Origin of the sequence: Lentibacillus salicampi (assembly GCF_004565465.1) — a bacterium.
GTDB classification, from domain to species: Bacteria; Bacillota; Bacilli; order Bacillales; family Amphibacillaceae; genus Lentibacillus; species Lentibacillus salicampi.
Genome location: NZ_SRHY01000001.1, coordinates 44,531 through 68,761 on the forward strand (window position 1 = coordinate 44,531; position 24,231 = coordinate 68,761).

Below are 24,231 nucleotides of genomic sequence, written 5' to 3' on the forward strand. Positions count from 1 at the left end.
GAAGTCAATGTCAGAGAAATGCTGTGGATCGAATGAAAAGGAACTTATAACGATAGAAGACAATGAGCCATGCTGCGATCATAAGACTGTTAATGCGCCTTCTGCCGATACTGGTCATACCGACGGCTGCTGCAGCTATCACCCCGAAAAAACGGGATCTGAGAACGAAACGGACAGTTGCTGTGCCAGTCACCAATCAGATGAAGCTATGGAGACAGAGGAAACATCTTGCCGCACTAGCAGCAGCAGTGTTGTGGAATTTCCAACTGGAAATACAACACCTGCACCATCTGATAAAGGTGAAAAGACCGAATATCGCATACACGGAATGGATTGCCCATCCTGTGCTGTGACGATCGAAAAAGGTTTAAATCGATTGGATGATATTCAAGAGGTAAACGTAAATTACAATACGGCAAAACTGCAAGTATCAGGGAGCAGTGCGCTGTCTCTTGACACTATCGAAAACGAGGTTCAAAAACTGGGCTACACGGCTGAACCGCTAAAACAAAATAAACATTACAGAACGTATGATGTTGTTGGAATGGATTGCGGCAGCTGTGCCAAAAGCATTGAAAACCATTTAAGTACGATTTCATCCGTTAATGATGTCCGTGTTAATTTTTCAACCGGAAAAATGAAAGTGGCACATGAAAACAGTGTTGATGACATCGTTTCCGAAGTATCAAAAATCGGTTATAAAGCGTCGCTGCTTACGGACAGCAATAAACCTGCGGAAAAAACAAAAAACAAGGAAAAATATGGATTAATTACCGTATCAGGTATATTAATCGCTCTGGGCCTCATTGGCTCCTTCACGGCATTACCCATCATCCTATCGACGCTTTTATATGCGGCTGCCATCGTCATCAGCGGCTATAAACCAGTAAAAAGTGCTTATTATGCTATAAAAAGCCGTTCATTGGATATGAATGTTCTCATGTCAGCTGCGGCAATTGGAGCCGCTTTAATAGGAGAATGGTTTGAAGGAGCAACCGTCGTCTGGCTATTTGCACTTGGAAACGCTCTTCAAAACAGGTCTATCGAACAAACGAGGAAGTCAATCAGTAATTTAATGGATCTTGCCCCATCTGAAGCATGGATTAAAGTTGGAACAGAATTAGTTAAAAAACCGGTGGAAGACGTTTCGGTCGGTGAGACAGTTGTGATAAAACCCGGTGATCGTATCCCATTAGATGGCGAAATCATCCAGGGTGAAACCAGTGTTAATCAGGCACCCATAACGGGAGAGTCCATTCCGGTAGACAAAATGATTGGGGATATAGTATATGCAGGCACGATTAATGAAAGTGGTTCTCTCGAAGTAAAAGTCACTAAGCTGGTTGAAGATACGACCATATCAAACATTATTCATCTTGTTGAGGAAGCGCAGGAACAAAAGGCCCCTACTGAGGCATTTATCGACAAGTTTGCAAGTATCTATACACCCATCGTGTTTGCTATAGCATTAGCTGTCATTGTTCTGCCTCCACTCTTTGGCTTTGGTGCCTGGGGCGAATGGGTTTATAAAGGGCTTGCATTATTAGTTGTGGCCTGTCCTTGCGCATTGGTTATCTCGACGCCTGTTGCCATTGTTTCTGCTATCGGGAATGCTGCGAAAAATGGCGTTTTAATAAAAGGTGGTACTTTCCTGGAAAAAGCAGGTACTATAAAGTCAATAGCATTTGATAAGACAGGTACATTAACAGAAGGCAAGCCAAAAGTTTCCGATATTGATTCGCTGACTGTCCCGGAAGATGAATTAATATCCCTGGCATTCACATTGGAGGATTACTCTACACATCCAATTGCAAAAACGGTTGTTGACTATGCAAAAGATACAGGAATTCAACCAAAAAATGGTGAGTTGTTTAAAAGTATAGCCGGTAAAGGTGTTCAAGCGACAATCAATGGAAAGACTTATTATGCCGGGAATTTAAAACTGTTTAAAGAAATGGATATTTCGTTGGATAGCGTTAAAACGAATGTAGAAAAAATCCAAAGTCAAGGAAAAACAGTGGTAATCATTGGAACAGAACAAGAAATAATGGGTATCATCTCAGTTTCTGATACCATCCGCAATACGACTATTGAAGCGTTAAAGGGTCTGAAGCAAGCTGGTGTAAATGAGTTGGCAATGCTTACAGGTGACAATGAAGGAACAGCAAAAATGATTTCAAAGGAAACGAATGTCAATCGTTATTTTGCCGAACTGATGCCGGAAGATAAAGTGGGTGCCATTAAACAATTGCAAAAAGAAGGTCATAAAGTAGCAATGGTTGGTGACGGTATCAACGACGCTCCTGCGCTTGCAACATCTGATCTGGGGATTGCAATGGGCGGCGCGGGCACCGACACTGCTATGGAAACGGCTGATATTGTCTTAATGGCCGATAACCTGGAAAAATTGCCACACACAGTTAAATTAAGCAGAAAAGCTCTAACGATTATCAAACAAAATATATGGTTTGCGTTGATTGTAAAATTTGTCGCATTGGCGCTTATATTTCCGGGATGGCTGACGCTTTGGATGGCAGTACTGAGTGATACAGGTGCTGCTGTGATTGTCATCTTAAATGCATTACGACTTTTAAAAGTAAATGAGTAGTTAAAAAAACTGTTCAATATCCAATTGGACAGTTTTCTATTTCATCAAAAAAATTGAATTCCATTTCTCAAAAACTAAAATGTTTACTCAATTACATACCATGGAAACAAATACTTAAAAAATTTCTATTGCTATGAAAGACTTATAGGTGTAAGTGAATACCCGTTCTATGTATATTTGCATTAAATAACGCAAAAGTAGTATTAGGCAGGATGGATGAAAATCATTAATTGTTATGTTTATATTATACCTAACAGGGGTATTGTATAATGATTAAGTATTAGCTGCATTTTGAAGAAAGGAGAGTCTGATATGACCGACAATAATGGGAAAAATCATGACACGGAGGGCAGTAAAGATACTCATAACGATCATGGGGGTCATCATGATCATAATCACGCCAGCCATGAAGATCATCAAGAGCATCACCTCCATCATGATCATGATCGTCACGGCAGTGAACATGACCATCATCACGAGGACGACGGGCACCATGATCAGCACGAGGGGCACGGTCACCATGGCCATCACGATCATGGCGATATGGTCAGTGATTTCAAAAAGAGGTTTTATATTTCTTTAATTGTTACGATACCCATTTTAATTCTATCACCGATGATCCAGGATTTTATCGGTGTCGATTGGCGCTTCCCTTCTGATCAGTATATCCTGTTTGCGCTTGCAACGTTCACCTTCTTCTACGGCGGCTGGCCGTTCATTACGGGCGGAATTAGTGAGCTGAAAGGTAAGAATCCGGGTATGATGACACTGATTGGCCTCGCCATCCTGGTTGCATACGGGTATAGTTCACTCACTGTTTTCGGCTGGGAAGGCAATGATTTTTTCTGGGAACTGGCCACATTAATTGACATTATGCTGCTTGGTCACTGGATTGAGATGCGGTCAGTTATGGGTGCCTCCAATGCATTGGAAGAATTGGTTAAACTGATGCCGGCTGAAGCCCATAAACTGGATGAGAATGATGATGTAACAGACGTACCAACATCAGAATTACAACATGACGATAAAGTGCTGATAAAACCGGGTGAAAAAATTCCGGTCGACGGGACCATTTTTGAAGGAAATTCAGCCATTGACGAGTCCATGCTGACGGGTGAATCGGTTCCGATCGAGAAAAATAATGGCGATGAAGTGATAGGCGGATCGGTTAACAAAGAAGGGTCCATTAAGGTCACTGTTGAGAAAACCGGAAAAGATTCATATCTTTCCCAGGTGATTACGTTAGTCCGGGAAGCACAGGAATCCAAGTCAAAAACACAGGACCTGACAAACCGTGCTGCCAAATGGCTCTTCTACATTGCGCTCGCATCAGGATTCATCACATTATTTATCTGGCTGATGCTCGGGTATTCCTTTGACGTTGCCCTTGAGCGGATGGTTACCGTGATGGTCATTACGTGTCCACATGCCCTTGGGTTAGCAGCACCATTGGTTATTGCAGTATCGACTTCTATATCGGCCAAAAAAGGATTGTTGATCCGCAATCGAGCCAATTTTGAAGGGGCTCGCAATGTAAATGCTGTTGTTTTTGATAAAACGGGTACTCTCACCAAGGGAGAATTTGGCGTTACGAATATCGTATCTCAAGAAGGATACAACGAAAATGATATTCTGACATGGGCAGCAAGTCTCGAGCAAAATTCGGAACATCCGATTGCGTCAGGCATTGTCAGTTCTGCCAACGAAAAAGATTTTGACCTGAAAAAAATCGAGGAGTTTTCTTCCATCACCGGTAAAGGAATTGAAGGCAAAATTGACGGCAGGAAAGTCAATGTTGTCAGCCCCGGGTATGTTGAAGATATGGATTATGATCGAGAGCAGTTCGAAAAATTATCTGAAGAAGGCAAAACTGTTGTCTTTGTGCTGGTGGATGACGAACTGACCGGCATGGTTGCACTGGCGGATATGGTTCGGGAAACCGCTAAAGAAGCAGTTGCATCACTAAAAGACGAAGAAATCCATTCCATCATGCTGACCGGTGATAACCAAAAAGTTGCTGATTGGGTTGCTAAGCAGCTGGGAATTGATGAGGTATATGCCGAAGTGTTGCCTGATGACAAAGCGAATCAGGTAAAGACGATTAAGGAAAAAGGCTGGAAAGTTGCCATGACAGGTGATGGAGTTAATGATGCACCCGCACTGGCAACAGCCGATTTGGGTATCGCCATTGGTGCCGGTACGGATGTCGCGATGGAATCTGCTGACGTTGTACTTGTTAAAAGCAACCCGAAAGATGTTGTATCGTTAATGGAACTGTCTCATAAAACCTATCGTAAAATGATTCAGAACCTTTGGTGGGCAGCGGGTTATAATATTGTTGCCATCCCGCTGGCAGCAGGCGTTCTGGCACCAATCGGTATCGTGCTGAGCCCGGCAGTAGGGGCGGTATTGATGAGTTTGAGTACGATTATTGTGGCGATCAATGCCAAACTGTTAAAGGCATAAACATGCATTAATGGACCTGTGAAGAGGCTGGGACAAAAGTGACTTTATCAAGCCAAAATACGAACAACATAGTTGCAATAACCTTTTGGTTTTGTCTCAACCTCTTTCATATCATCCCTGTTTTGTCGCATACTCTTATAAGGATGAAAAAACCACCCGTTGAACGGATGGTTCGCGTGCTTATTAGCTGATTTCTTTTTTCAGATTTGTACCATGTAACCCTGCTTCTTCAAATAACTGACTTAACTTTTCATTGGCTGCAGTCAAGTGATCTTCTGCGGCTGTTACGTCCATTTCCTCAGCAGCAAGTGCAGTCGTATATTCCTCATATGCGGATTTCAATTCAGTCAAGGCTTCGTTAAATTGTTCAGTTTTCGCTTCATCCAAATCTTCCACTGTGATGCCATCCAAGGCGGTAATGGCTTCTTCTGCAGCTGTGATGGCATCCTTATTTGAAGTTTCTGATGCAGCCGCTGCTTCTGGATCATTTAACACTTCTATATACGTATTTATTGTTGTTTGATATGGACGAAGTGTTCTACTAAGATCCAGATAGTTGTTTAGAAGAGCTTTTTCTACCGCTTTCCCGTCATTTTCCCCAGCTTCCTCTGTATCTGCTTTGTCTGCTTCGTTTGCGCTTGTGTCTCCATTATTGTCTGCATCATGGTTCGTTTGTTCACAGGCAGCCATCACAAGAATCAGCATAATTGCCATTAATGTTAAACGTTTTTTCATTTTTGTTATCCCCCTTTAACAAAACATAGTCTAAACGGAAGATCCGAAATTGTAAATATGTCAAAAGGATGTTCCAAAACTCCCAAAAAGTAGATTTTTGTCCGTTTTCCATTAATAAGCCCCGATTCTACTCTTATACCATTGACAAAAATACACATGGGGGGCACTCTGTAATTAGAAGATGAAGGGGAGTGATGCAGATGGGCGAATATTTGCACGATCATCCGGTCACACCAAGAACTGATGCCGAGAAGCAATCTGTTGTTAACCGTCTGAAGCGGATTGAAGGCCAGGTGAGAGGAATTCAGAAAATGGTTGAAGACGATCGTTATTGTGTTGATATATTAGTGCAAATCAGTGCCATTAATGCCGCCTTAAAAAAAGTAGGGTTCTCCGTCGCTGAACGGCATACCAAGCATTGTGTCAGTGATGCTGTGAAATCCGGCGAAGGAAACGAAGCGATTGAAGAGTTAATGGAGGTCATGAAACAGTTTTCCAAATAGGAATAAAAGATGAATGAATCAGAAATACAAGCCTTGGAGTTTGAAGTTCACGGGGTGATGAGTGATGTCGAATTTAACCCCACCTTAATGGAATTATCGCTCGGGTTCAGAAGCTCGGCTGGAACATCAGGTTATCGCACAAGTTTTACATGAAGAAAAAGCGGTTAAAGTAAAAGAGGTTCAGTTACAAGATAAAAAGTTGCCATGGTTGATGATGCGTTAATGATGCACCTGCATTTGCTGGTTGCCAGTGAAGCAGCTGACGTGACCATCCTCGGTGGTGAACTACTGCTGATACCAAAAGCGATTGGCATTCGTAAAGGAACCTGAACGTTCAGTTGTGGAGCGGGAGCCTTCCACCGAAGATTAGAAAGCCTTAAAATAATTTTATCGAAGGAGAGATACCTATGCAAACAACATTAGATGTACGCGGGATGACATGTGATCACTGTGAAAGTGCTGTAAAAGGCGCGCTTGAACGACTGGAAGGTGTCCAAGGTGTTGAAGTGAACCTTGGCACAGGCAAAGTCGATGTCACGTATGACGATTCACTCGTGAATATTGAATCAATGCGCGAGGCAGTGGAAGAGCAAGGCTACGATGTTGTCGTATAAGCAGGAAGTATATACAGAAAACCGGTTTCCATGATGGGAGCCGGTTTTTTTGCGTTAAGTACTAACGCTCTAAGTGAAACGAGTAAAAATGCATGTCTTGCTGTATGTATATTTCACAAGAGGGTTGGGAAACTATAAAAGTACATTTCTGTCTAATCGGCAATGGTAGACGACCTGAAATCGAATAAGTGGAACGCACCATGAACAGCTGTTTCGGAAGGAGCCCTCATAATGGATATTGAGTATTTACTGGAGACTGTCCAGGATGAAGAAATAAAAGATTTGATGTTATTTAATCAGGGTATTTCAAAGCGTCATCTCAATACAATTAGTGAATTGTTCGTCAAAGAAGAGATTCCTGTTCCGGCCGCGTTTAGCACATCCGATGTCTATAAAGGGGCACCTCGTCTATTTGACGATGCTTTCATGTTGTTTAATGTCCAGCAAATGGCTATCGGGGCATTTGGCCAATACACGAGGGGTTTATCGAGCGCCATTCGGCAGGACGTCATCGATTATTATCAGCAGGGAATCCGGGAGTTAAATGAAATTTATGAACGATCGACACATCTCCTTTTGGAAAAAGGTGCGATCATAAAGACACCTAACATCCCTTATCCAAAGCAAGTGTCATTCATAGGCAGCAAACAATTTAACAATTTTCTTACCGGTAAAACCCGCCCTTTGGCAGGAATGGAAATAAAATATTTAAACATAAATATTGCCACCAATATTTTGGGCAAAACTTTAATGATGGGGTTTGCGCAAACGGCTTCATCCAAGAAACTGCGGAATTATTTTAAAAATGGCTGGCAGCTTGCAGATAAGCAAATTAAACAATATGGGAACTTGTTAGCGGGTGATAACATACCGTCTCCAATGCTTATGGATCCGCATGTAACTGATTCAAAAGTTCCCGCGTTCAGTGACAAACTGATGCTATATCACGTCACACTCGCCATTCAGCTTGGACTGGAGAATATTGGAATAGCTATGTCCAGAACCTTAAGACATGATATTCATGCAAAATATGCGAAGTTTATCGGTGAAATCGGATTATATTCCAATCAAGGGCAGAAATTGATGATCGGAAATGGCTGGTTTGAAGAGCCACCCCTCGCTTCAGACCGCAAGAAAGCTGTCCGAAATCCGCTTGAGTAATCGTTTAAATACCATTAAGGAAACCGGCAGCTCCTGGTTCCTCGAAGTTTTGCCATCCTTAAATGATGGAAGACTGAATTTTTCAGAACACATTTACACAGCAGCTGTGTGCTCACATCGCTCGTCATCGCTATCGGGCCAGAAAAAATAAAGATAGAAAGCTGGGCGGCTCGTAAAAAATCATCGTTTGCTGTAGTCGTTTTGATATGAAGATTGAAGGAGCCTTCCGTAAACGGTCTGACCAATCTGTTTGCAGGGGATTAAGTCTTATTTCAGGTGAATTCGAATGCACATTGTAATTGTCCTATTGGTGATTTTTGCTGTATGGCGCGGAGGTGGCTGGTCCCGTTTTCGTCAATTCCATGCCACGATGCTCTATATTGCAACCATGAATTTATTATACTTCTATTTTACATCTGATAAACCGTTGTGGGTATTTCAATCCACTATTGGTATACCTGAACACGTTCTGGATGTGTTGCATGCGTTTATTGTCCTGCCATGCACGGTCATGATTTTTCTGTCAAACTTTCCCAAAGCATTGACAGGTAAAATTTTATTGATCTTAAAATGGGTTTTAATATATGTCGTTCTTGAGTATATCGGCTATCACATCGGAGCAATCGATTATCACAACGGCTGGTCAATAGGCTGGTCAATTCTGTTTGTCACTGTCATGTTTCCAATGTTGAGGCTGCATTATACCCGTCCGGTTACGGCTTATGCTTTCTCTGTTATCATCATCGCTATTCTACTTATCCTGTTCGAGGTACCCTGGATTCACTAAAACGATCGGTTGTCATGGGAGCTGATAGCATGGACATTATTTTACTGTGGCTCTTTCTTATTTTAGGGTTAATTTTATTAACTATTTCGATAAAAAAAGGATCACTCATCAATTGGTTGTTATGTTTTTGGCTTGCTGCTTATTTGATCACATTTGTGGGCGATTTAGTCGTGGAATATCAAATGCTGACATATCCTGTTCAGTTGATCCCACACTTTCGTTCAAGTGCACTTTATGAATATTTGCTGCTTCCACTGATATGTGTTTACTATTACCAGGCGACCGTTCATAAAAGTCTGTCGCACAGCATTTGGCGTGCATTCATTTATAGTGGTTTACTGACAGCTTTTGAAGTGATCCTCGAAGTGAATACCGACCTGATTCATTATATAACATGGAATTGGTTTTACTCCCTGGCAGGTCAATTTGTGCTGTTATTGCTAATACGCTGGCTGATGAGGCTGATAGCTGGTGTCGTGCGAAGAAGACGGGGGCGCCGTGATGGTTAAGTAGCAAGACTTCTGGTATTAAATACGTTACCCCTTCGATGCAAAAGACAGGCAGGATCCATTATACATATCTTCTCACTCGCAGTGATGATCACATGCCTAACCCCTGTTTTGGTTTAACTTTTATTATCAGAAGAGTCATAAAACAGAATGCATTTTAACCATGTAAAGAATTGCATTTTAATTGACTTCATGCGTGCAGGGCTCTCCTTTATATTTACGTTTTAACGTTAATATGATAGTTTATTTAGTGTACGAAACATTAGGATACGAATTGATGAGGGATATGTATGAAAAAAAATGACTCACAGCCGGGTACACAAATTGCTGGCCTGTTCCGTGAAATCAATGCCGTGTTCAATCAGCAACTGCGGAAAGGATTCAAGGATATCGATATCACGCCGCCGCAAATGATGATTTTACATTATTTATACAAGCGTGAGGAATGTAAGGTCAGTGATATCAGCGGTGAATTTAATTTGGCGCCAAGCACGGTCTCCAGCATTTTGGATCGCCTGGAAAAACAGGGTCTTGTTGTGCGCGAACGACTGAAAACGGATAAACGCGTCGTGCAAATCTTATTGTCTGAAAAAGCGGTCGAACTCAAGGATTCACTGAAGGGTGTTGTAAACGGCACCATGGAAAAGATGACACAGTGCGCCAGTCGTGAGGAGACCGACCAAATCATAGACGGACTGAAATTGATGAAAGACGTGTTAAGCCGGAATGGATTTGATAAGGGGGAATAACAGCATGGCCAATATTGTTGAAGTCAATAACTTGAAAAAACGCTATAAGGATCTTGAAGCCGTAAAGGGGGTTCATTTTGCCGTGGGTGAAAGCGAGATCTTTGGCTTTCTAGGCCCGAACGGCGCTGGGAAAAGTACGACTATTAATATGTTGTCGACGATTAATAAACCGACAAGCGGGGAAGCAACGATTAATGGTTTTCATGTTGTGTCGGAAAAAAACAAGGTGCGTGAAAGCATTGGACTCATTTTTCAGGAATCGACACTTGATGAGAAGCTGACTGCTAACGAAAATTTATTGCTGCATTGCCGTTTTTATAAAGTACCGAAAGAAAAAAGGGAAGAACGGATCCAGGAAGTGCTGGAAATTGTTGATTTGTCTGATAAACGCAAACAGATTGTTGAGACGTTCTCCGGCGGGATGAAACGCCGGCTCGAGATTGCTCGGGGCTTACTGCACTACCCGCGCGTGCTGTTTCTTGACGAACCGACTGTTGGGCTTGATCCACAGACACGGAATCATATATGGGAGTATATTTTGCGGCTTAAGAAAAAAACCGGCATTACGATATTTCTGACAACACATTATATGGATGAAGCGGAAATTTGCGATCGTGTTGCCGTGATGGACCATGGTGAGGTTATTGCACTTGATACACCTGACGCCTTAAAGACAGATGTCGGCGGCGATATTATTGAAATCCGAACAGCTGACAATTATCAGGCAAAAACAGAAATCGAATCAAATTATCATGTGGACGTCAAAGAAGCGGATGATGTGCTGACGTTTCAGGTAAACAGGGGCAGTGAATTTCTTGTTCAATTTGTGCGAGAGTTTTCCGTGGAGATATTAACTGTCAATTTACGGCGTCCGACATTAAATGATGTTTTCCTGCATTTAACTGGGCGGGAAATTCGTGAAGAGACGGCTTCGAAAAAGGGGAGGGGTCACTGATGGAAGCAGTCTTTGCTGTGTGGCAGCGGGATGTTATCAAATTTTTTCGCGATAAAGCACGCCTGCTCGGATCGTTCGCCATGCCGTTTATGTTTCTGATTCTTTTCGGAAGCGGGATAAGCGGCGCGATGCAGGCCATGCTAGGCGGTGACTCCGGCGGTGGTGCGCTCGCTGACTTTGATTTTGTTGAATTCATGTTCCCGGGAATTATAGGGATGACCGTTTTTAATACCGCGATTTTTTCCGCGTTATCCGTTGTACAAGACAAAGAGTTCGGCTACATGCGCGAAATATTGGTGTCGCCTATGTCCCGTGTTTCGATCGCTATTGGTAAAGTGCTTGGCGGCACAACAGTAGCGGTCATTCAAGGGTTAATGATGCTTGTTTTTGTGCCGTTTATTGGTGTGTCAATCAGTTTTATCATGATCCTGCAGCTGATCCCGACGATGTTTCTCGTTGCCTTCACGATATCGGCGATTGGACTGTTAATCGCAAGTTTATTAAAAACGGCGCAGGGATTTCAGATGGTCATTCAAATTTTATTATTCCCCATGCTGTTTTTGTCCGGTGCACTGTTTCCATTGAATGGTTTACCAGTATGGATGGATATTATTGTGAAAATCAATCCATTAACCTATTCGGTCGATATGTTTAAAGATATTATTCTGGATCCGGAAACGATGAGTGCCCCCCTAAGGCAGGCGATGGGGCTGGATATAGAAGTGTTCGGGCATGTGATTACATTTTTGGAAGAAGCTGTCGTTGTCGGTGCGATTGGAGCTGTCTTTGTTGTACTTGCAACAATACGGTTTTCCAAAACGGAAGCATAGAACTGCTTTAGTGAAAATGATTACACATATTGCTGTGGTTCGCTGATCAATAAAGGGAGACAGATAGTTTTTATCATCTGTCTTCCTTCTCTGTTGCCAAACGAATTTTCTAAGGTTTAAATAATCAAAAAATTGTCAACGCTAGTGCCTAGAAAATAAGAAGAGGTGATATTTTTTGAAGAAGTCAATGTATATCAGTCTTTTCGGCACTATATTTGCAGCAGGAATTATAATTGGTTTGGTGTTGTTTATCAATACGGATGACAATAAAAAAGCTGAAGAAAATCATGCGGCGCAGAATCAGGAACTTTATCAGAAGGAATCCGTACAAGTGCTGGAAGACACAGTCAAAGTCGTTTCAACAGATGATGGGGAAATTAATGCCAACAATCTGCGTATCCCATGGACTGTTAACAAGAGTGAAAATACGTTTTTCCTGAGCCAGCGGGATGGCAATATTGTTGAAATTGACGGAGATTTTGGATTGGTGGAAGTGCAGACGGTTGATGTCAGTGAAACGATTTACCATGAAGGTCAGGCTGGTTTTCTCGGGTTTGAATTGGCACCGGACTTTGAGGATTCGAATCAGGCGTTTGCTTACCATACCTATGAAAAAGATGGTGAGATCCTGAATCGTATTGTTTCGCTGACACTTGAGGATAACACATGGAAAGAAGAGAACGTACTCCTTGACGGGATCCCCGGTGGTGACATGAATACCGGCGGCCGGATCGCGATTGGACCGGACAATATGCTGTATGCAACTACAGGTGATACAGGTCAGCCGGATACAGCTCAGGATCTTGACAATCTGGCTGGTAAAATTTTGCGGATGGAACTAGATGGTGCTATTCCAGAGGATAATCCGTTTGAGAGTTCCTATGTTTATACCTATGGTCACCGCAACTCACAGGGGTTAGCCTGGGATGAGCAAGGAAAGATGTATAGTTCAGAACACGGGGAAGACGGTCATGATGAAATCAATCTCATTGAAGCAGGCAATAATTATGGATGGCCTGTTATACAGGGTGATGAAGAAGCAGAAGATATGGTGGCGCCGATTCATCATTCAGGTGAGGAGACTTGGGCACCATCCGGAATGGCTTACAATGATGGCGAGCTATTTGTTGCTTCTTTAGCAGGATCACAAATCTTCACTTATAACATTGCGGATCAAGAAGTGAATGAATTCTTTGATGATGCGGGCAGACTGCGGGATGTCATGATTGATGAGAATGCATTATTTACCATTACGAATAATCACGATGATCGCGGTAATCCAAGTCAAGAGGATGACCGTTTGATTCATATTTCATTAACCGGTGAAGTGTCCGGGGATTAATTGATTGAATACAGTTTTAATTATCCTCCTTTTTGAACAGTATTTAAACAGGAAAAAGGTTATCCCATTCGTCGGGATAACCTTTTTTGAAAGATAAGAAAGTATAAATTTTTGGCTATATTAAGCTCTTTGTCAGCAATAGCCATGTCCAGCTCCAGCGCCCAGCAACTAGCAAACTTCACACTCCTCCACTACGATAAGTCAACATCGGTTCGCTTCCAGCTCACCGTGTTTCCTTTATCTCATTGCGAAGTGCTCCAGTTTGTACGTTGCTAAACGGGCGCTTGCGCTTTTCTTATAATTAATCGTTTGTTTGCTTAAGGCCTTTTAAATAATCGATAACCGAATTGATTTCTTCTTCGGACAGTGTGCCTTCAAATCCTGGCATTCCGCCGCCACCGTTTTTGATTTGTTTAATCAATTGTTCCTGGTTCATGTCTGTTTGTTGTAAATTTGGACCATTGTGGCCGCCCGAACCATCTTCACCATGGCAGGATAGGCAGTTGTTTTCGTAGACATTTAAGCCTTGATCGACTGCATTGTTACCACTATCCGTGTCTTTACCCTGCTGGAACTTCATTTTGTCCTGTACAGGTGAGACATTGATTTCGTCTTCAGGCATGTCTTCTGCGGATTCATAGTCACCTTCCAATGAAAAGGTGTAGATTTTATCACCATGCTGTGTGCCGGCAAGTGAGTTTCCGGCTGAGAATATGGAAATGTACTGTTTCCCGTCTGCTTTATACGTGATTGGTGGTGCATTGGCGCCGGCATCTGTCATAAACTCCCACACCTTTTCACCATTTGTTGCATCATACGCAATGATACGTCCGTCATTATGGCCGGTGAACATCAGGTTCCCGGCAGTGGTTAAAATGCCACTGTATGCCAGGGTATCCCAATCATTCTGCCACACAATTTCATTGGTTTTCACATCAATGGCTGTGACGGTTCCCCGGCTTGGTGTATTCTCTACAGGCTGCCAGATGCTTCCCAGCCATTCTTTTCCTTGTTCAAATTTATTCTCTTCATTTTCTGCATAATGGGCATAGGAGAAATAGTTGTCATTCCCCAAAACATAGAACAGTTCCGTGTTTGGATTGTAAGCTGATGGCGGCCAGTTTGCACCTCCTTGTGGTGAGGGTTTTACCGTTAGCGGTTCCTCCCAGAAAGGTGTAAAAATGTCACCATATGGTCCATCAAAGTCATCGGATAAATCTTGTTCGATATCTTCCTTTGTAATAGTCTGAGGGACAAAAGAATCTCCTTTTGGAAATGGTTGGGTAGGGGACGTCTTTTGCTTGTCAAGTTGCGGAACCGGCTTTTCCTCAATACCGACGAGTGGTTCCCCGTTGGTTCGATCCAACAGATAGACCCATCCGGTTTTACCGGCTTGGGCAATTCCTTTTCGTGTCTCACCATCCATCTCAACGTCAAACAGCACAACGGGATTGGCCGGATCATAATCCCAAATATCGTGATGGACCTCCTGGAAATGCCATGCATGTTCACCTGTGTCCGCGTTAAGAGCGATTACCGAATCGGCATACAGATTATCACCTTCACGGTTACTGCCATCTAAGTCAGGTGAGGTATTGCCTGCTGCGAAATAAATCAGCCCCTCTTCAGGATCAACTGCCGGTGTCATCCAAATCGGCGCACCCCCGGTCAGCCAGTTTTCATTGTCCTCGGGCCAGGTTTCAGACCCTTCTTCCCCCGGAGCCGGCAGGGTATGAGACTTCCAGATTTCTCTGCCGATAGCTGCATCATAGGCTGCCATATAACCCCTGATGCCGTATTCACCGCCGGCAACACCGGTATAGATTTTTCCGTCATAGAACAGTGGAGCACTTGTAATGGTGTAACCTTTTTCCCATTCATCAACCTGTGTTTCCCAGACGACCTCGCCGGTTTTTTGGTCGAGGGCCACCAGTCGTGCATCCAGGAGCCCAACAAACACTTTTCCATCACCCAGCGCCACCCCACGGTTTGCCCAGCCGCAACAGAGTGTATCCAGGTTCTCAGGAAGTTTGGGTTTGTATTCCCATATCATCTCACCGGTTGTAGCATCCATGGCTACCACATGATTTTCGCCCGTAATATTAAACATCACGCCATCATAAACAAGTGGTGTGGATTCTCCTGAATATTTGAATTCAAGACCTGTTCCCATACGGGTCACCCATTCCAGCTTCAAATCACCGGCATTGGACGTGTCAATCTTGTCGAGCGGGGAGTAGCGGTCATTATAAATCGTTCCGCCATTCGTGATCCAATTATTCGTCGGTTTTTTCGTCAGTTCCTCAGCCGAGAAATCCGGAGCCGCTTCGCCTGGGTAGTCTTGATGCTGAGCGGAAAAGTGGCCGTCTCCTGCAGCATTATTCTGTTGCTTAACGTTCGGTTCCTTGTCGCCATTTTGCTCCTCTTCATCTGGTGGGGATTTTGCGGTTTCATTACCAGGGGTTGCATATTGAAAAATCACGATACCGACAACACCGATCAACAACATCCCAGTGATGATCCATACGGCTATTTTATTGTTCATACATAAAAGCTCCTTTCTCAAGAACGCTATAGTATTGCAGGAAGGAATACTAAACTTTCCTGGCTATAAAGGTGTATTTTAATCCTGGTGATAGCCAGTTTTCTAATAACATGCCCTCGATTGGCAGAAATACTTATCTGAATAGGGAAAGATCTGTTGGTAAATGGAGGAATAGCGAGGTAGTGAGATGCGGAAAATAGAAAAAGGGAAACGGCAGCTCCGTTTCCCTTTTCGTTGAACGATATGAAAAGTATAAAATTTTTGGCTATATGAAGCTCTTTGTCAGTAATAGCCAAGTCCAGTTCCAGTGCCTGCCCCCTCGAGGTCTTAAGCAATCATTTTACGTGGCAAAACCCGCCACTGCAAATTCTTGCTTAAGCTTTTCGGGGGTGAACAAGGCGTCCCGCGCTTTTCTTAAACAATTGCTAAAAGTTGTTCAAAAAGTCGGGTAAAAATGACACGTCGTTAGAGGATCTTCTGCTAAAAACGTCCACGTCAATCGCCAACTGGAGAAGTCACCACATCCTGTGGAGGCCCGTGCTCAAAACTACGCCACTTTGAACTATGACGCGATTGACATAATAATATCGGCGTTGCGACAGGACGTTGCGAACTTAGCCGATGACGGTCCTTTTATCCTCCTTTTTGAACACGCACTTCAAGTTACATTTCATTCTTTTTGACTTCAAAGATTTTTTCAGTTCCATCCTGGAAGATGACAGTTAGTTCTGCCTTCAGAAAATCATCCGGAATGTCAAAGGATTCAAGAGCGGTCGCAACGGCATCCTCATCTGTCATATCCTTGTCGATTTTCATGTCCTGGAAAATGGGGAACAATGCATCAAAAGCAGCGGCTCCACGTTCGTCCATACCGTTAACCGGATCATAAAATTCTGCTTCGATTAACCCGTCGTCTTCTTTGATTTGACCTTCAAATTCTTTCTCAGAATATAAAACATCAAGGTCAATACCGGCATAATCCAGTTCTTTCATTTTCTTCAGCATGTCATCCTGTGTCATGTTGATGACTTGCTCGCTTTTTACCGCTTCATCCGTCTGTTCCTTGTTTTCGGATGTATTCTCATCATCTCCGCCCCCGCAAGCCGTTAAAGCGAGTGCAGCCAGCGAAATGAACATTGCTATCAATGTTTTTCTCATCAATTTTCACCTCTTTAACTTTGAATTGTTAGCATTATGGACAGATTTATGCGAATATAGTCAAAATTTTACAAGGGTAGGGAAAAACTGTGTAAAAAACGTTGGATATGAAAGAAAAAATTCGTTGCTTCATACATATGACGCAGAGTCGTCAGGAAGGTTATAGATGGATTTTTATAATGGATAAAGAAGGGATGAAGGGATACATGTAGGCGTATCCCTTGAATAGAATTCCCAATTGCTTTTGCAAGAACATCACATAACGATGCTTTGCTATTTGAAACTTCCAACTGTTTTTCTGAAAACATGTCAAAACTTGGATTAAGTCATTTATTTATTGCACAAAATCTCCACATCCCCGGAATTGCTTCGCAGGCGGACGGAATGCTTGCCTTCTCCAGTCATCCCGGTCAGTTGTTTGCCGGATTGGCTGGAGATTGTCATAGGAAGTCTGCTTGTGATGTCGCCTGAACGTGTTGTTATATTTACGCTTGCGTCCGGATTCTGCCCGGCAAAAATCATGGTGACATCCCCACTGCTTGTCCCAAAATCAACGGTACCATTTTCGGCAAATGTAAACAGCGCGTCACCTGAACTGGCATGTCCTTTAATATTTCCTGAAAACTTCCGGTATTCGAGGTCACCTGAGGATGCTGTCGTATAGAGTTTTTCTGTTGTCATGTCATCTGCAGCAATACTGCCGGATGTGGCCTGACAGATTGCATGACTCGTCCGGATCTTCCGCAAATGGATATCACCGGAAGTGGTTTTGATATCCAGCTTCTCGCCCTGTAGCGATGACAAAACAACATCGCCCGAGGTGGATGTGCCGGCGGTATTTCCGTATACATTCATAAATTCCACATCACCGGAAGCCGATTGAAATTGCAAATCATTCACTTTTAAGTTTCGCGCCGTTATGTCACCCGAAGCTGTTTTTGCATAGCTTTTCACGGCAATAAGATTGGACAGAATAACATCACCCGAACCGGAATTGACCTCCAAGGATTCAGCGGTAAGATCGCTTAATGATATATCTCCCGATCCTGATTCTGCATCCCATTCCTTGACTATATCACCAGGTACAGCAATGCGCAGTTGACAATAAGGCACTCGCTGGAAAAAAGAAAATGTACGCGGACGCGGACTTTCTACAATGATCTCCCCATTGCGATTGGAAAGGTCCGTCGTTAGTACAGGTCCATTCTCATAAGTTTCCAGAACAACGTCAATAGTCGGATCCTTATGGACGGAGACTTTTATATCCACATCGTTTGTACGAATATGTAAACCTGTCAATTCGCTGATGTCCAGTGTTTCTTTTTCTGTTAGAGTATTCTCGCTGCCCTGCTTATCCATTAAAGTCGGCGTGATTTTTTCTTCTTTCATCGTGTGACATCTCCCTGAATTAAATTTATCCCGCCTTAACGGGCAGGCCGACAATAACGCGACATCCTGTCGCATTGTCGGCACTAGCACGTCCTGTGCGTCGTAAGCCCCCCACTTCAGGATTTCGAGATGGACCCGAAAAAGATAAGTGGGGGCGGGCTTCCCGTAAAGGTCCGATTCTGTTCTGGCCTGCAGGACGCAGGGCACAAAGGCGTTGCAACAGGACGTTGCGAACTTAGCTTTGTTCCTTTACTTCAGTAGGGGAGGAAAGGAAACCCCCACTGAATGAAGTTTCACTTTATGAATTTAATTTTACATGATTGGTTTACTTAGGGAAACATGCTGAGGATGGTTTTTTCCTCCAACCGGAGACTGTCATTTCCATAACCCCTCATACCCCTATAATCGAAACAAATCCGCAAAAGGGGGTATGTCTGGCGAAAATTTTATCGATGTAATCCCACCTGAAGTGTATTATAATAGGGGAGAGTACCTGTTGTAGTGTTTACGGGGGTGAGCAATTTTTCATTTCACAGGCCTATTGGCAGTGAGTCAAGAGTTCACCCAAAAATGAAGAACAATTTATTTCCTATTGAGGAACGTTGTCCGAATGTCAATTAAAAAAATTTAAAGAGCAGGTGTAGGGCAGCCGCTGCTTTTATCAAAGATGTCCCTCATGAAGCATTTAAAGTAAACGACGAATAGGGTGAATCAATATATCAAAAGAATCGTTCCAAGTCGATTTGCCTAAGGAATTCTTATCCATTATCAATACCATGGAGGGAACCGATACTGATAGTAAAGTTAAAGAAACACTTGCAATCGGTTTATTTGTTGAAAAACAGGTGATGCTTGCAAGGGCAGCTGAATTAGCGGGGAAACCCTTGAGTGATTTTATTGAATTGTTGCGTTCAAAAAAATCCCATGGATGGAATATGCGGAGGGCAACTATCTTAAAGAAATGGAACGAGGAGAAAAATCTGAAAACAGGTTTGGCGGAGATTAATGCTCTGACTGGTTATGGAATTGATGACGATGCAGGATTATACTTTGAGAATGAAACACTTTTAGAAACAGAGGGGAACTTTTATACGTTTAGGGTCAGCAGACAATCTTTTTCCGGTTAGTTAAAAAGGTGGGGGTCTAGATGAAAAGAAAAAAATCGACTCAACAACGTTCGATTTTCTTCAGCAAAATGTATTGGATATCACAGATCTCACAAGAACCAACAAACTATCGGAGGTCCTTAATAAATACGTTTTCCGCAAAGGAATCGAATGAAGTTTATATTGTTCAGGATCATAAAAATAAAGATGCTACGGGTGTTCTTGTAGACATGCGGCGCTATGCAGAAGAACGAAAAGACGATGTTGCCGATATTCCACTAAGAGCTGTTATTGAAGACGATGGGGACGTTGACTACGAGTATATTTTTGATAACCTCGATAAAATTGATATAGAGGATTAGAATAGTGGGCTTGACTACGTTTGACCAAAAACCGTGGTCATATAACGCGACGGTTTATTTTAAGCAAAAATGCTTATGGGGATTTCAAATCATTTTCAGTTGATTTGAAAACAAAGTGACTTGTTTTTTTAAAAGATTCGACCTCAATACCCACGCACCCCCAACTGCCGGTTCACCACACCCCGCCTTGCAAACGTCACCAGGAATATTGCCGTCAGTCCTTCTGCAGCCGGAAGCGCAAGCCATATGCCTGTTGTGCCGAGCCAGAGCGGCAGCAAAATAAGTGCGGCAATTAACAGGATGAAACCGCGGAATAGGGTGATGCCGATTGACGGCCGCACATAGGCGGTCGATTGATAATACGTCATGTAGATAAAATTGATTCCCATGAACAGATAGCCTGTGAAGAAAAGCGGGATACCTTTCATCGCCAGCTCTCGTATGGCTTCCGTTTCCACCCCGAAAATTGAAACAAGGCCGCCTGCTCCGAACCAGCCGATCGCGAGAAAACTGACCCCCAGAACAATACCGGTGATTTCAGCAATCCTTACCGTATTTCTGATCGATTCATAATTTTTGGCGCCATAATAAAAACTGATCATCGGCTGGATGGACGTGCCGATTCCGATAAATGCCAGGAACATAAAGGTATGCAAATAGTTGATGACCGAGAATGCTGCCAGACCGGTTGTTCCCGCATAGTAGGAGAGGGCGATATTGTATCCGATCACGAAGACGCCTGTTCCTGCCTCTGACAGAAAGTTGGGGAATCCTAACTTGTTAATCATCTGAATATCGTCTTTTTTCCATACAGGCCTGACGAATGTTAAGCCGGATTCCTTCTTAAAGAAGTGAATGGTATAAATCAGTAAGCCGGCTGCCGTCGCGATGACCGATGCCAACGCTGCTCCTGCCACTTCCATATCCAGGATAAAAATCATCCAGTAGTTCAGGATAATATTGAGTAAAGCAGACACGACAAGACCCGCCATGGCGAGCTGCGGGCTGCCGTCGTTCCGGATGAAAATACTGAGCGCGTTTTCCCAGCCGAGGATCACAGCCCACATAAAAATGATCTGCATATAGTCCACGGCATAACTTAACGTTTCCGCGTTCGCCCCAAATAAAAGCGCAAGCGGTTCAGCGGCTATATAACCCGCCAAACCGATAACTGTCATCACAATCGTTACAAGCACCATAGCGATTGTAAATACCCGCTTCGCCCTGTCAGTGTCGCGACCGCCGGTAGCAATGGAATAGAGTGTTCCTCCGCCAATACCAATCAGGAGCGAAATGGAAATGATGACGGACCAGACAGGGACGGCCACATTGACACTCGCAAGTGCAACCGAGCCAATGCCATTACCGACGAAGATTCCATCAATCACAATATTCGCTGACATCAGCATCATGCCGATAAGAGTGGGAAGTAAATATTGAAAAAAGCTTTTCGTGACGCTCTGGGTTAAGAGCCGTTGTTCTGCTATACTCATAATGTCGCTCCTGACTTTTATACTTTATGTCCATTTTATAATGTTATTGTATGGAAATCCATTACGGAGAGCTGAATCATTCGTTTGACAATGCACAAACCGGGAAAAATACGAAGGGAGATGATAACATGGAAATGAATAAACAAAACTGGCCTGAAAAATATGATATCGCCAAACTCGTCACTATTCAGGAAGATATCCAAAAAATCATGAGCGGCGATAAAACGTCTGTACGGCGCAACGACCGGTATGCTGATCCTGGAGACAGCGTTGAGCTCAACGGACACACCGTTAAGGTTGAAGATGTGTATCCCCAAAAGCTTGGAGAAGTGACAGAAGAAGATGCACAGCAGGAAGGATATGAAAACCTTAAAGAATATAAACAGGGTATTACCAGAATTCATGGCGAACAAGTCTGGAATCCTGACCTGATCGTCTGGGTTCACATATTGAAGCCGGTGCAACATTAATACGGCTAAGAAAGGCTGACAAATAAATGGAAAACTATCGGATTGATCCAAGTAAAGGACTTGAGTTTGGACTTTATACATTAGGTGATCATTTACCGGATCCGGGAACGGGGGAACGCATTTCAGCAAAGCAGCGCATTCATGAACTTATTGAGTTGGCACAGCTGGCTGAACAGGCAGGTATCGACTTCTTCAGTGTCGGGGAAAGTCATCAGGACTATTTTGCCACTCAGGCACATACGGTCGTGCTGGCAGCGATTGCTCAGGCGACGGAAAACATTAAGATTTCCAGTTCCTCAACGATTATCAGCACGCTGGATCCTGTGCGTGTTTATGAGGATTTTGCAACGATTGACCTGATTTCGGAAGGACGTGCCGAGATTGTTGCCGGACGTGCGTCAAGGGTAGGCGTTTATGATTTATTGGGCTATGATCTTCGTGATTACGAAGAGCTGTATGAAGAAAAATTTGATCTTTTGAGAAAAATTAATGAAGAGGAAGTTGTCAATTGGCGTGGCGAATTCAGGGCCCCGCTCAGAGACGCCAGGGTTTTGCCACGCCCGTTGAATGGTTCATTGCCGATTTGGCGTGCTGTCGGCGGGACACCAGCGAGTGCGATAAAAGCAGGACTTGCCGGGGTTCCAATGTATATGGCGCACTTGGGCGGCCCGGTATCTGCTTTCAAACGAACAGTGGATGCTTACCGGGAGGCACTGCAGCAAAGCGGATTTGACCCGGCCCAGCTGCCTGTTGCCACAGCCGGATTTTTCTATGCGGCTGAGACAACACAGGATGCTTTGAGAGAGTATTATCCACATATAAATGAAGGTATGAAGAAAACAAATGGCCAGGGTTTTCCGAAACGGGGATTCGCCCAAGCCATGGATAAACATAGTATCATTAATGTCGGCAGCCCGCAGCAAATCATTGAGAAAATCCTCTATCAGCATGAGCAATACGGGCACCAGCGCTACATTGCTCAAATGGATTTCGGCGGGGTGCCATTTGATAAATTAAAGCAAAATATTGAACTGATCGGCACGGAAATTTTACCGACTGTTAAGAAATATACAGCGAAATAGCGGAACATAGGAACATACCTATCGTACGAATTTTTGCATTGAAAAGGGAGGGCGCTTCCTCCCTGAAAAAATTCTCAAAGGAAAGAACTAAATATTATTGCTATAGGGTATAAAGATTTAAAGGATATGTTGCTTTAACGTAGAATAGATAATGTAAACTGCCAGCAGATAATGAATAAAATGAAATGAGAGCGGGGATTTATGATGAATTTCAGTCATATTAACAAGTTAAAGAACGAATTGGATCAACTTAGACCGCTCCCCCCAGAAGCTATTAAGAATCTTTCAGAAGTATACCGGGTCGAATGGACATATCATTCCAATGCGATCGAAGGGAATACGTTATCACTTAATGAAACGAAAATTGTACTTGAAGAAGGATTAACCATTGGTGGAAAAAGACTTCGGGAACATCTGGAAGTTATTAATCATTCGGAGGCTATTGACTTTGTCACAGAATATGTCAGTCAAAATCAACCTGTAAATGAAAATGCCCTTAGAAAGATTCATTATCTTATTTTAAAAAACATTGATAATAAAAATGCAGGTGCTTATCGGCAAGTTAATGTAAGAATATCAGGAAGTGAACATAAGCCGCCACATTTTCTCCAAGTTCAAAATGAAATTGAAAAACTTTTTACCTGGTATGAAGAAAAGAAAGGTTTACTGCATCCAGTGGAATTAGCAGCGTTTTTTCATTTTAGATTTGTATACATTCATCCTTTTTCGGATGGAAATGGCCGAACCGCCAGACTATTGATGAATTTCATTTTAATGAACAACGGTTATCCCCCTGCTATTGTGAAAGCCGAGGATAAGCAACGGGCCAGGTATTACAAAACATTGGAAATGGCAAGTGTTGATCAAAATGCCGAGCCCTTTATCGGATTGATATCCGAGTGTGCAGAAGACAGTTTGAATGACTATTTGAATACTGTCAGATAGGCAGATGGTGGGGTTAAGCCATTGAATCAGGTTGCATAAAATGCCAAAGGAGTTGATCAAATGCCAACGTGTCAAAGTTGCCATAAAAAGTGGACTTGGAAACAAACGATGAAAGCGATGTCCATCCTGGATATAAGGCTGACCTGCCCGTATTGCGGAAACAAGCAATATCTTACAGCGAAGGCTAGAAAGAAAACCAACATTGTTAATTTTGTCATTCCTTTGGCGATCCTTCCCGGTCCTGTATTTGATCTGGCGCCTTTAGCCAGTATTGGTATTTTTATAGGAGCAGCTATGCTAGTCGTCGTGATAAATCCATATTTGACGGAATTGTCCAATGAAGAAGCACCGTATTGGACAATAAATTCATGATGCATTTAAGGATAAAAATCCACAAAAGGCTTTCCGCTGTTTTCAGAAGT

At 43.1% G+C, this 24,231-nt stretch carries 22 protein-coding genes and 1 pseudogene; 18 read left to right on the plus strand and 5 right to left on the minus strand.

All coding sequences use genetic code 11. From position 1 onward, the window contains the following. The first annotated feature begins 7 nt into the window (after positions 1-7). Positions 8-2,608, plus strand: coding sequence for a heavy metal translocating P-type ATPase (locus E4U82_RS00215; RefSeq protein ID WP_135108024.1), 2,601 nt, complete (start codon positions 8-10; stop codon positions 2,606-2,608). 312 nt (positions 2,609-2,920) lie between these two features. Beyond that, complete coding sequence (locus tag E4U82_RS00220) at positions 2,921-5,074, plus strand: heavy metal translocating P-type ATPase (RefSeq protein WP_135108025.1); 2,154 nt, start codon at positions 2,921-2,923, stop codon at positions 5,072-5,074. A gap of 183 nt (positions 5,075-5,257) precedes the next feature. On the opposite strand, the gene E4U82_RS00225 is transcribed toward E4U82_RS00220, so the two are convergent. After that, positions 5,258-5,809, minus strand: a complete 552-nt coding sequence (locus E4U82_RS00225) for a hypothetical protein (protein ID WP_135108026.1) — start codon at positions 5,807-5,809, stop codon at positions 5,258-5,260. Positions 5,810-6,009: 200 nt separating this feature from the next. Here E4U82_RS00225 and E4U82_RS00230 point away from each other — a divergent pair, with 200 nt between their 5' ends. From E4U82_RS00230 to E4U82_RS00275, 10 genes and pseudogenes are all read left to right on the plus strand, one after another. Beyond that, positions 6,010-6,312, plus strand: coding sequence for a metal-sensing transcriptional repressor (locus E4U82_RS00230; RefSeq protein ID WP_135108027.1), 303 nt, complete (start codon positions 6,010-6,012; stop codon positions 6,310-6,312). Between the two features lie 127 nt (positions 6,313-6,439). Beyond that, positions 6,440-6,639 (plus strand): annotated as a pseudogene (locus E4U82_RS20570) (hypothetical protein); the annotation flags it as partial. An 80-nt stretch (positions 6,640-6,719) separates the two neighbouring features. Next, complete coding sequence (gene copZ, locus E4U82_RS00240) at positions 6,720-6,926, plus strand: copper chaperone CopZ (RefSeq protein ID WP_135108028.1); 207 nt, start codon at positions 6,720-6,722, stop codon at positions 6,924-6,926. 231 nt (positions 6,927-7,157) lie between these two features. After that, positions 7,158-8,087: a DUF3231 family protein gene (locus E4U82_RS00245; protein WP_135108029.1), complete on the plus strand. Its 930-nt coding sequence runs from the start codon at positions 7,158-7,160 to the stop codon at positions 8,085-8,087. Between the two features lie 286 nt (positions 8,088-8,373). Beyond that, the gene (locus E4U82_RS00250) at positions 8,374-8,874 is read left to right on the plus strand and encodes a CBO0543 family protein (RefSeq protein ID WP_135108030.1); all 501 of its coding nucleotides are present in this window, start codon (positions 8,374-8,376) and stop codon (positions 8,872-8,874) included. A 29-nt stretch (positions 8,875-8,903) separates the two neighbouring features. Further along, positions 8,904-9,383, plus strand: coding sequence for a CBO0543 family protein (locus tag E4U82_RS00255; protein WP_135108031.1), 480 nt, complete (start codon positions 8,904-8,906; stop codon positions 9,381-9,383). Between the two features lie 290 nt (positions 9,384-9,673). Further along, on the plus strand, positions 9,674-10,132 hold the full coding sequence (locus tag E4U82_RS00260; protein WP_135108032.1) for a MarR family winged helix-turn-helix transcriptional regulator: 459 nt from the start codon (positions 9,674-9,676) through the stop codon (positions 10,130-10,132). Positions 10,133-10,136: 4 nt separating this feature from the next. Next, complete coding sequence (locus E4U82_RS00265; protein WP_135108033.1) at positions 10,137-11,087, plus strand: ATP-binding cassette domain-containing protein; 951 nt, start codon at positions 10,137-10,139, stop codon at positions 11,085-11,087. After that, a complete protein-coding gene (locus E4U82_RS00270; RefSeq protein WP_135108034.1) occupies positions 11,087-11,917 on the plus strand; it encodes an ABC transporter permease in 831 nt (276 codons plus the stop codon). The genes E4U82_RS00265 and E4U82_RS00270 overlap by 1 nt, the downstream gene beginning before the upstream one ends. A gap of 175 nt (positions 11,918-12,092) precedes the next feature. Next, the gene (locus tag E4U82_RS00275; protein WP_245183476.1) at positions 12,093-13,259 is read left to right on the plus strand and encodes a PQQ-dependent sugar dehydrogenase; all 1,167 of its coding nucleotides are present in this window, start codon (positions 12,093-12,095) and stop codon (positions 13,257-13,259) included. 301 nt (positions 13,260-13,560) lie between these two features. On the opposite strand, the gene E4U82_RS00280 is transcribed toward E4U82_RS00275, so the two are convergent. From E4U82_RS00280 to E4U82_RS00290, 3 genes are all read right to left on the minus strand, one after another. Next, positions 13,561-15,804, minus strand: a complete 2,244-nt coding sequence (locus tag E4U82_RS00280) for an outer membrane protein assembly factor BamB family protein (protein ID WP_135108035.1) — start codon at positions 15,802-15,804, stop codon at positions 13,561-13,563. 663 nt (positions 15,805-16,467) lie between these two features. Beyond that, on the minus strand, positions 16,468-16,962 hold the full coding sequence (locus tag E4U82_RS00285) for a YusW family protein (RefSeq protein ID WP_135108036.1): 495 nt from the start codon (positions 16,960-16,962) through the stop codon (positions 16,468-16,470). A 330-nt stretch (positions 16,963-17,292) separates the two neighbouring features. After that, positions 17,293-18,351 carry a DUF4097 family beta strand repeat-containing protein gene (locus E4U82_RS00290; protein WP_167751280.1) on the minus strand — a complete coding sequence of 353 codons (1,059 nt, stop codon included), beginning with the start codon at positions 18,349-18,351 and terminating at the stop codon, positions 17,293-17,295. 743 nt (positions 18,352-19,094) lie between these two features. Between E4U82_RS00290 and E4U82_RS00295 the strand changes: the two genes are divergently transcribed. Both E4U82_RS00295 and E4U82_RS00300 read left to right on the plus strand, forming a co-directional pair. Further along, the gene (locus E4U82_RS00295; RefSeq protein WP_245183477.1) at positions 19,095-19,478 is read left to right on the plus strand and encodes a UPF0175 family protein; all 384 of its coding nucleotides are present in this window, start codon (positions 19,095-19,097) and stop codon (positions 19,476-19,478) included. Between the two features lie 20 nt (positions 19,479-19,498). Continuing rightward, the gene (locus tag E4U82_RS00300; protein WP_135108038.1) at positions 19,499-19,819 is read left to right on the plus strand and encodes a hypothetical protein; all 321 of its coding nucleotides are present in this window, start codon (positions 19,499-19,501) and stop codon (positions 19,817-19,819) included. Positions 19,820-19,962: 143 nt separating this feature from the next. On the opposite strand, the gene E4U82_RS00305 is transcribed toward E4U82_RS00300, so the two are convergent. Continuing rightward, on the minus strand, positions 19,963-21,312 hold the full coding sequence (locus tag E4U82_RS00305; protein ID WP_135108039.1) for an MATE family efflux transporter: 1,350 nt from the start codon (positions 21,310-21,312) through the stop codon (positions 19,963-19,965). A 128-nt stretch (positions 21,313-21,440) separates the two neighbouring features. Here E4U82_RS00305 and E4U82_RS00310 point away from each other — a divergent pair, with 128 nt between their 5' ends. The 4 genes from E4U82_RS00310 (at position 21,441) to E4U82_RS00325 (ending at position 24,181) form a co-directional block, all read left to right on the plus strand. Next, on the plus strand, positions 21,441-21,782 hold the full coding sequence (locus tag E4U82_RS00310; protein WP_135108040.1) for an ASCH domain-containing protein: 342 nt from the start codon (positions 21,441-21,443) through the stop codon (positions 21,780-21,782). Positions 21,783-21,808: 26 nt separating this feature from the next. After that, the gene (locus tag E4U82_RS00315; RefSeq protein WP_135108041.1) at positions 21,809-22,864 is read left to right on the plus strand and encodes an LLM class flavin-dependent oxidoreductase; all 1,056 of its coding nucleotides are present in this window, start codon (positions 21,809-21,811) and stop codon (positions 22,862-22,864) included. A gap of 201 nt (positions 22,865-23,065) precedes the next feature. After that, on the plus strand, positions 23,066-23,809 hold the full coding sequence (locus tag E4U82_RS00320; RefSeq protein ID WP_135108042.1) for a Fic family protein: 744 nt from the start codon (positions 23,066-23,068) through the stop codon (positions 23,807-23,809). A 60-nt stretch (positions 23,810-23,869) separates the two neighbouring features. Beyond that, positions 23,870-24,181 carry a TIGR04104 family putative zinc finger protein gene (locus E4U82_RS00325; RefSeq protein ID WP_135108043.1) on the plus strand — a complete coding sequence of 104 codons (312 nt, stop codon included), beginning with the start codon at positions 23,870-23,872 and terminating at the stop codon, positions 24,179-24,181. Positions 24,182-24,231 lie beyond the last annotated feature (50 nt).

What these genes read in the sequence shown, in the direction of transcription:
- E4U82_RS00255 (WP_135108031.1), top strand. Translation starts at nt 8,904, where the DNA reads ATGGACATTATTTTACTGTGGCTCTTTCTTATTTTAGGGTTAATTTTA.
- E4U82_RS00310 (WP_135108040.1), top strand. Translation starts at nt 21,441, where the DNA reads ATGGAAATGAATAAACAAAACTGGCCTGAAAAATATGATATCGCCAAA.
- E4U82_RS00245 (WP_135108029.1), top strand. Translation starts at nt 7,158, where the DNA reads ATGGATATTGAGTATTTACTGGAGACTGTCCAGGATGAAGAAATAAAA.
- E4U82_RS00290 (WP_167751280.1), bottom strand. Translation starts at nt 18,351, where the DNA reads ATGAAAGAAGAAAAAATCACGCCGACTTTAATGGATAAGCAGGGCAGC.
- E4U82_RS00215 (WP_135108024.1), top strand. Translation starts at nt 8, where the DNA reads ATGTCAGAGAAATGCTGTGGATCGAATGAAAAGGAACTTATAACGATA.
- E4U82_RS00220 (WP_135108025.1), top strand. Translation starts at nt 2,921, where the DNA reads ATGACCGACAATAATGGGAAAAATCATGACACGGAGGGCAGTAAAGAT.
- E4U82_RS00315 (WP_135108041.1), top strand. Translation starts at nt 21,809, where the DNA reads ATGGAAAACTATCGGATTGATCCAAGTAAAGGACTTGAGTTTGGACTT.
- E4U82_RS00325 (WP_135108043.1), top strand. Translation starts at nt 23,870, where the DNA reads ATGCCAACGTGTCAAAGTTGCCATAAAAAGTGGACTTGGAAACAAACG.
- E4U82_RS00305 (WP_135108039.1), bottom strand. Translation starts at nt 21,312, where the DNA reads ATGAGTATAGCAGAACAACGGCTCTTAACCCAGAGCGTCACGAAAAGC.
- E4U82_RS00280 (WP_135108035.1), bottom strand. Translation starts at nt 15,804, where the DNA reads ATGAACAATAAAATAGCCGTATGGATCATCACTGGGATGTTGTTGATC.
- E4U82_RS00230 (WP_135108027.1), top strand. Translation starts at nt 6,010, where the DNA reads ATGGGCGAATATTTGCACGATCATCCGGTCACACCAAGAACTGATGCC.
- E4U82_RS00265 (WP_135108033.1), top strand. Translation starts at nt 10,137, where the DNA reads ATGGCCAATATTGTTGAAGTCAATAACTTGAAAAAACGCTATAAGGAT.
- E4U82_RS00285 (WP_135108036.1), bottom strand. Translation starts at nt 16,962, where the DNA reads ATGAGAAAAACATTGATAGCAATGTTCATTTCGCTGGCTGCACTCGCT.
- E4U82_RS00260 (WP_135108032.1), top strand. Translation starts at nt 9,674, where the DNA reads ATGAAAAAAAATGACTCACAGCCGGGTACACAAATTGCTGGCCTGTTC.
- E4U82_RS00320 (WP_135108042.1), top strand. Translation starts at nt 23,066, where the DNA reads ATGATGAATTTCAGTCATATTAACAAGTTAAAGAACGAATTGGATCAA.
- E4U82_RS00270 (WP_135108034.1), top strand. Translation starts at nt 11,087, where the DNA reads ATGGAAGCAGTCTTTGCTGTGTGGCAGCGGGATGTTATCAAATTTTTT.
- E4U82_RS00225 (WP_135108026.1), bottom strand. Translation starts at nt 5,809, where the DNA reads ATGAAAAAACGTTTAACATTAATGGCAATTATGCTGATTCTTGTGATG.
- E4U82_RS00300 (WP_135108038.1), top strand. Translation starts at nt 19,499, where the DNA reads ATGAAAAGAAAAAAATCGACTCAACAACGTTCGATTTTCTTCAGCAAA.
- E4U82_RS00250 (WP_135108030.1), top strand. Translation starts at nt 8,374, where the DNA reads ATGCACATTGTAATTGTCCTATTGGTGATTTTTGCTGTATGGCGCGGA.
- copZ (WP_135108028.1), top strand. Translation starts at nt 6,720, where the DNA reads ATGCAAACAACATTAGATGTACGCGGGATGACATGTGATCACTGTGAA.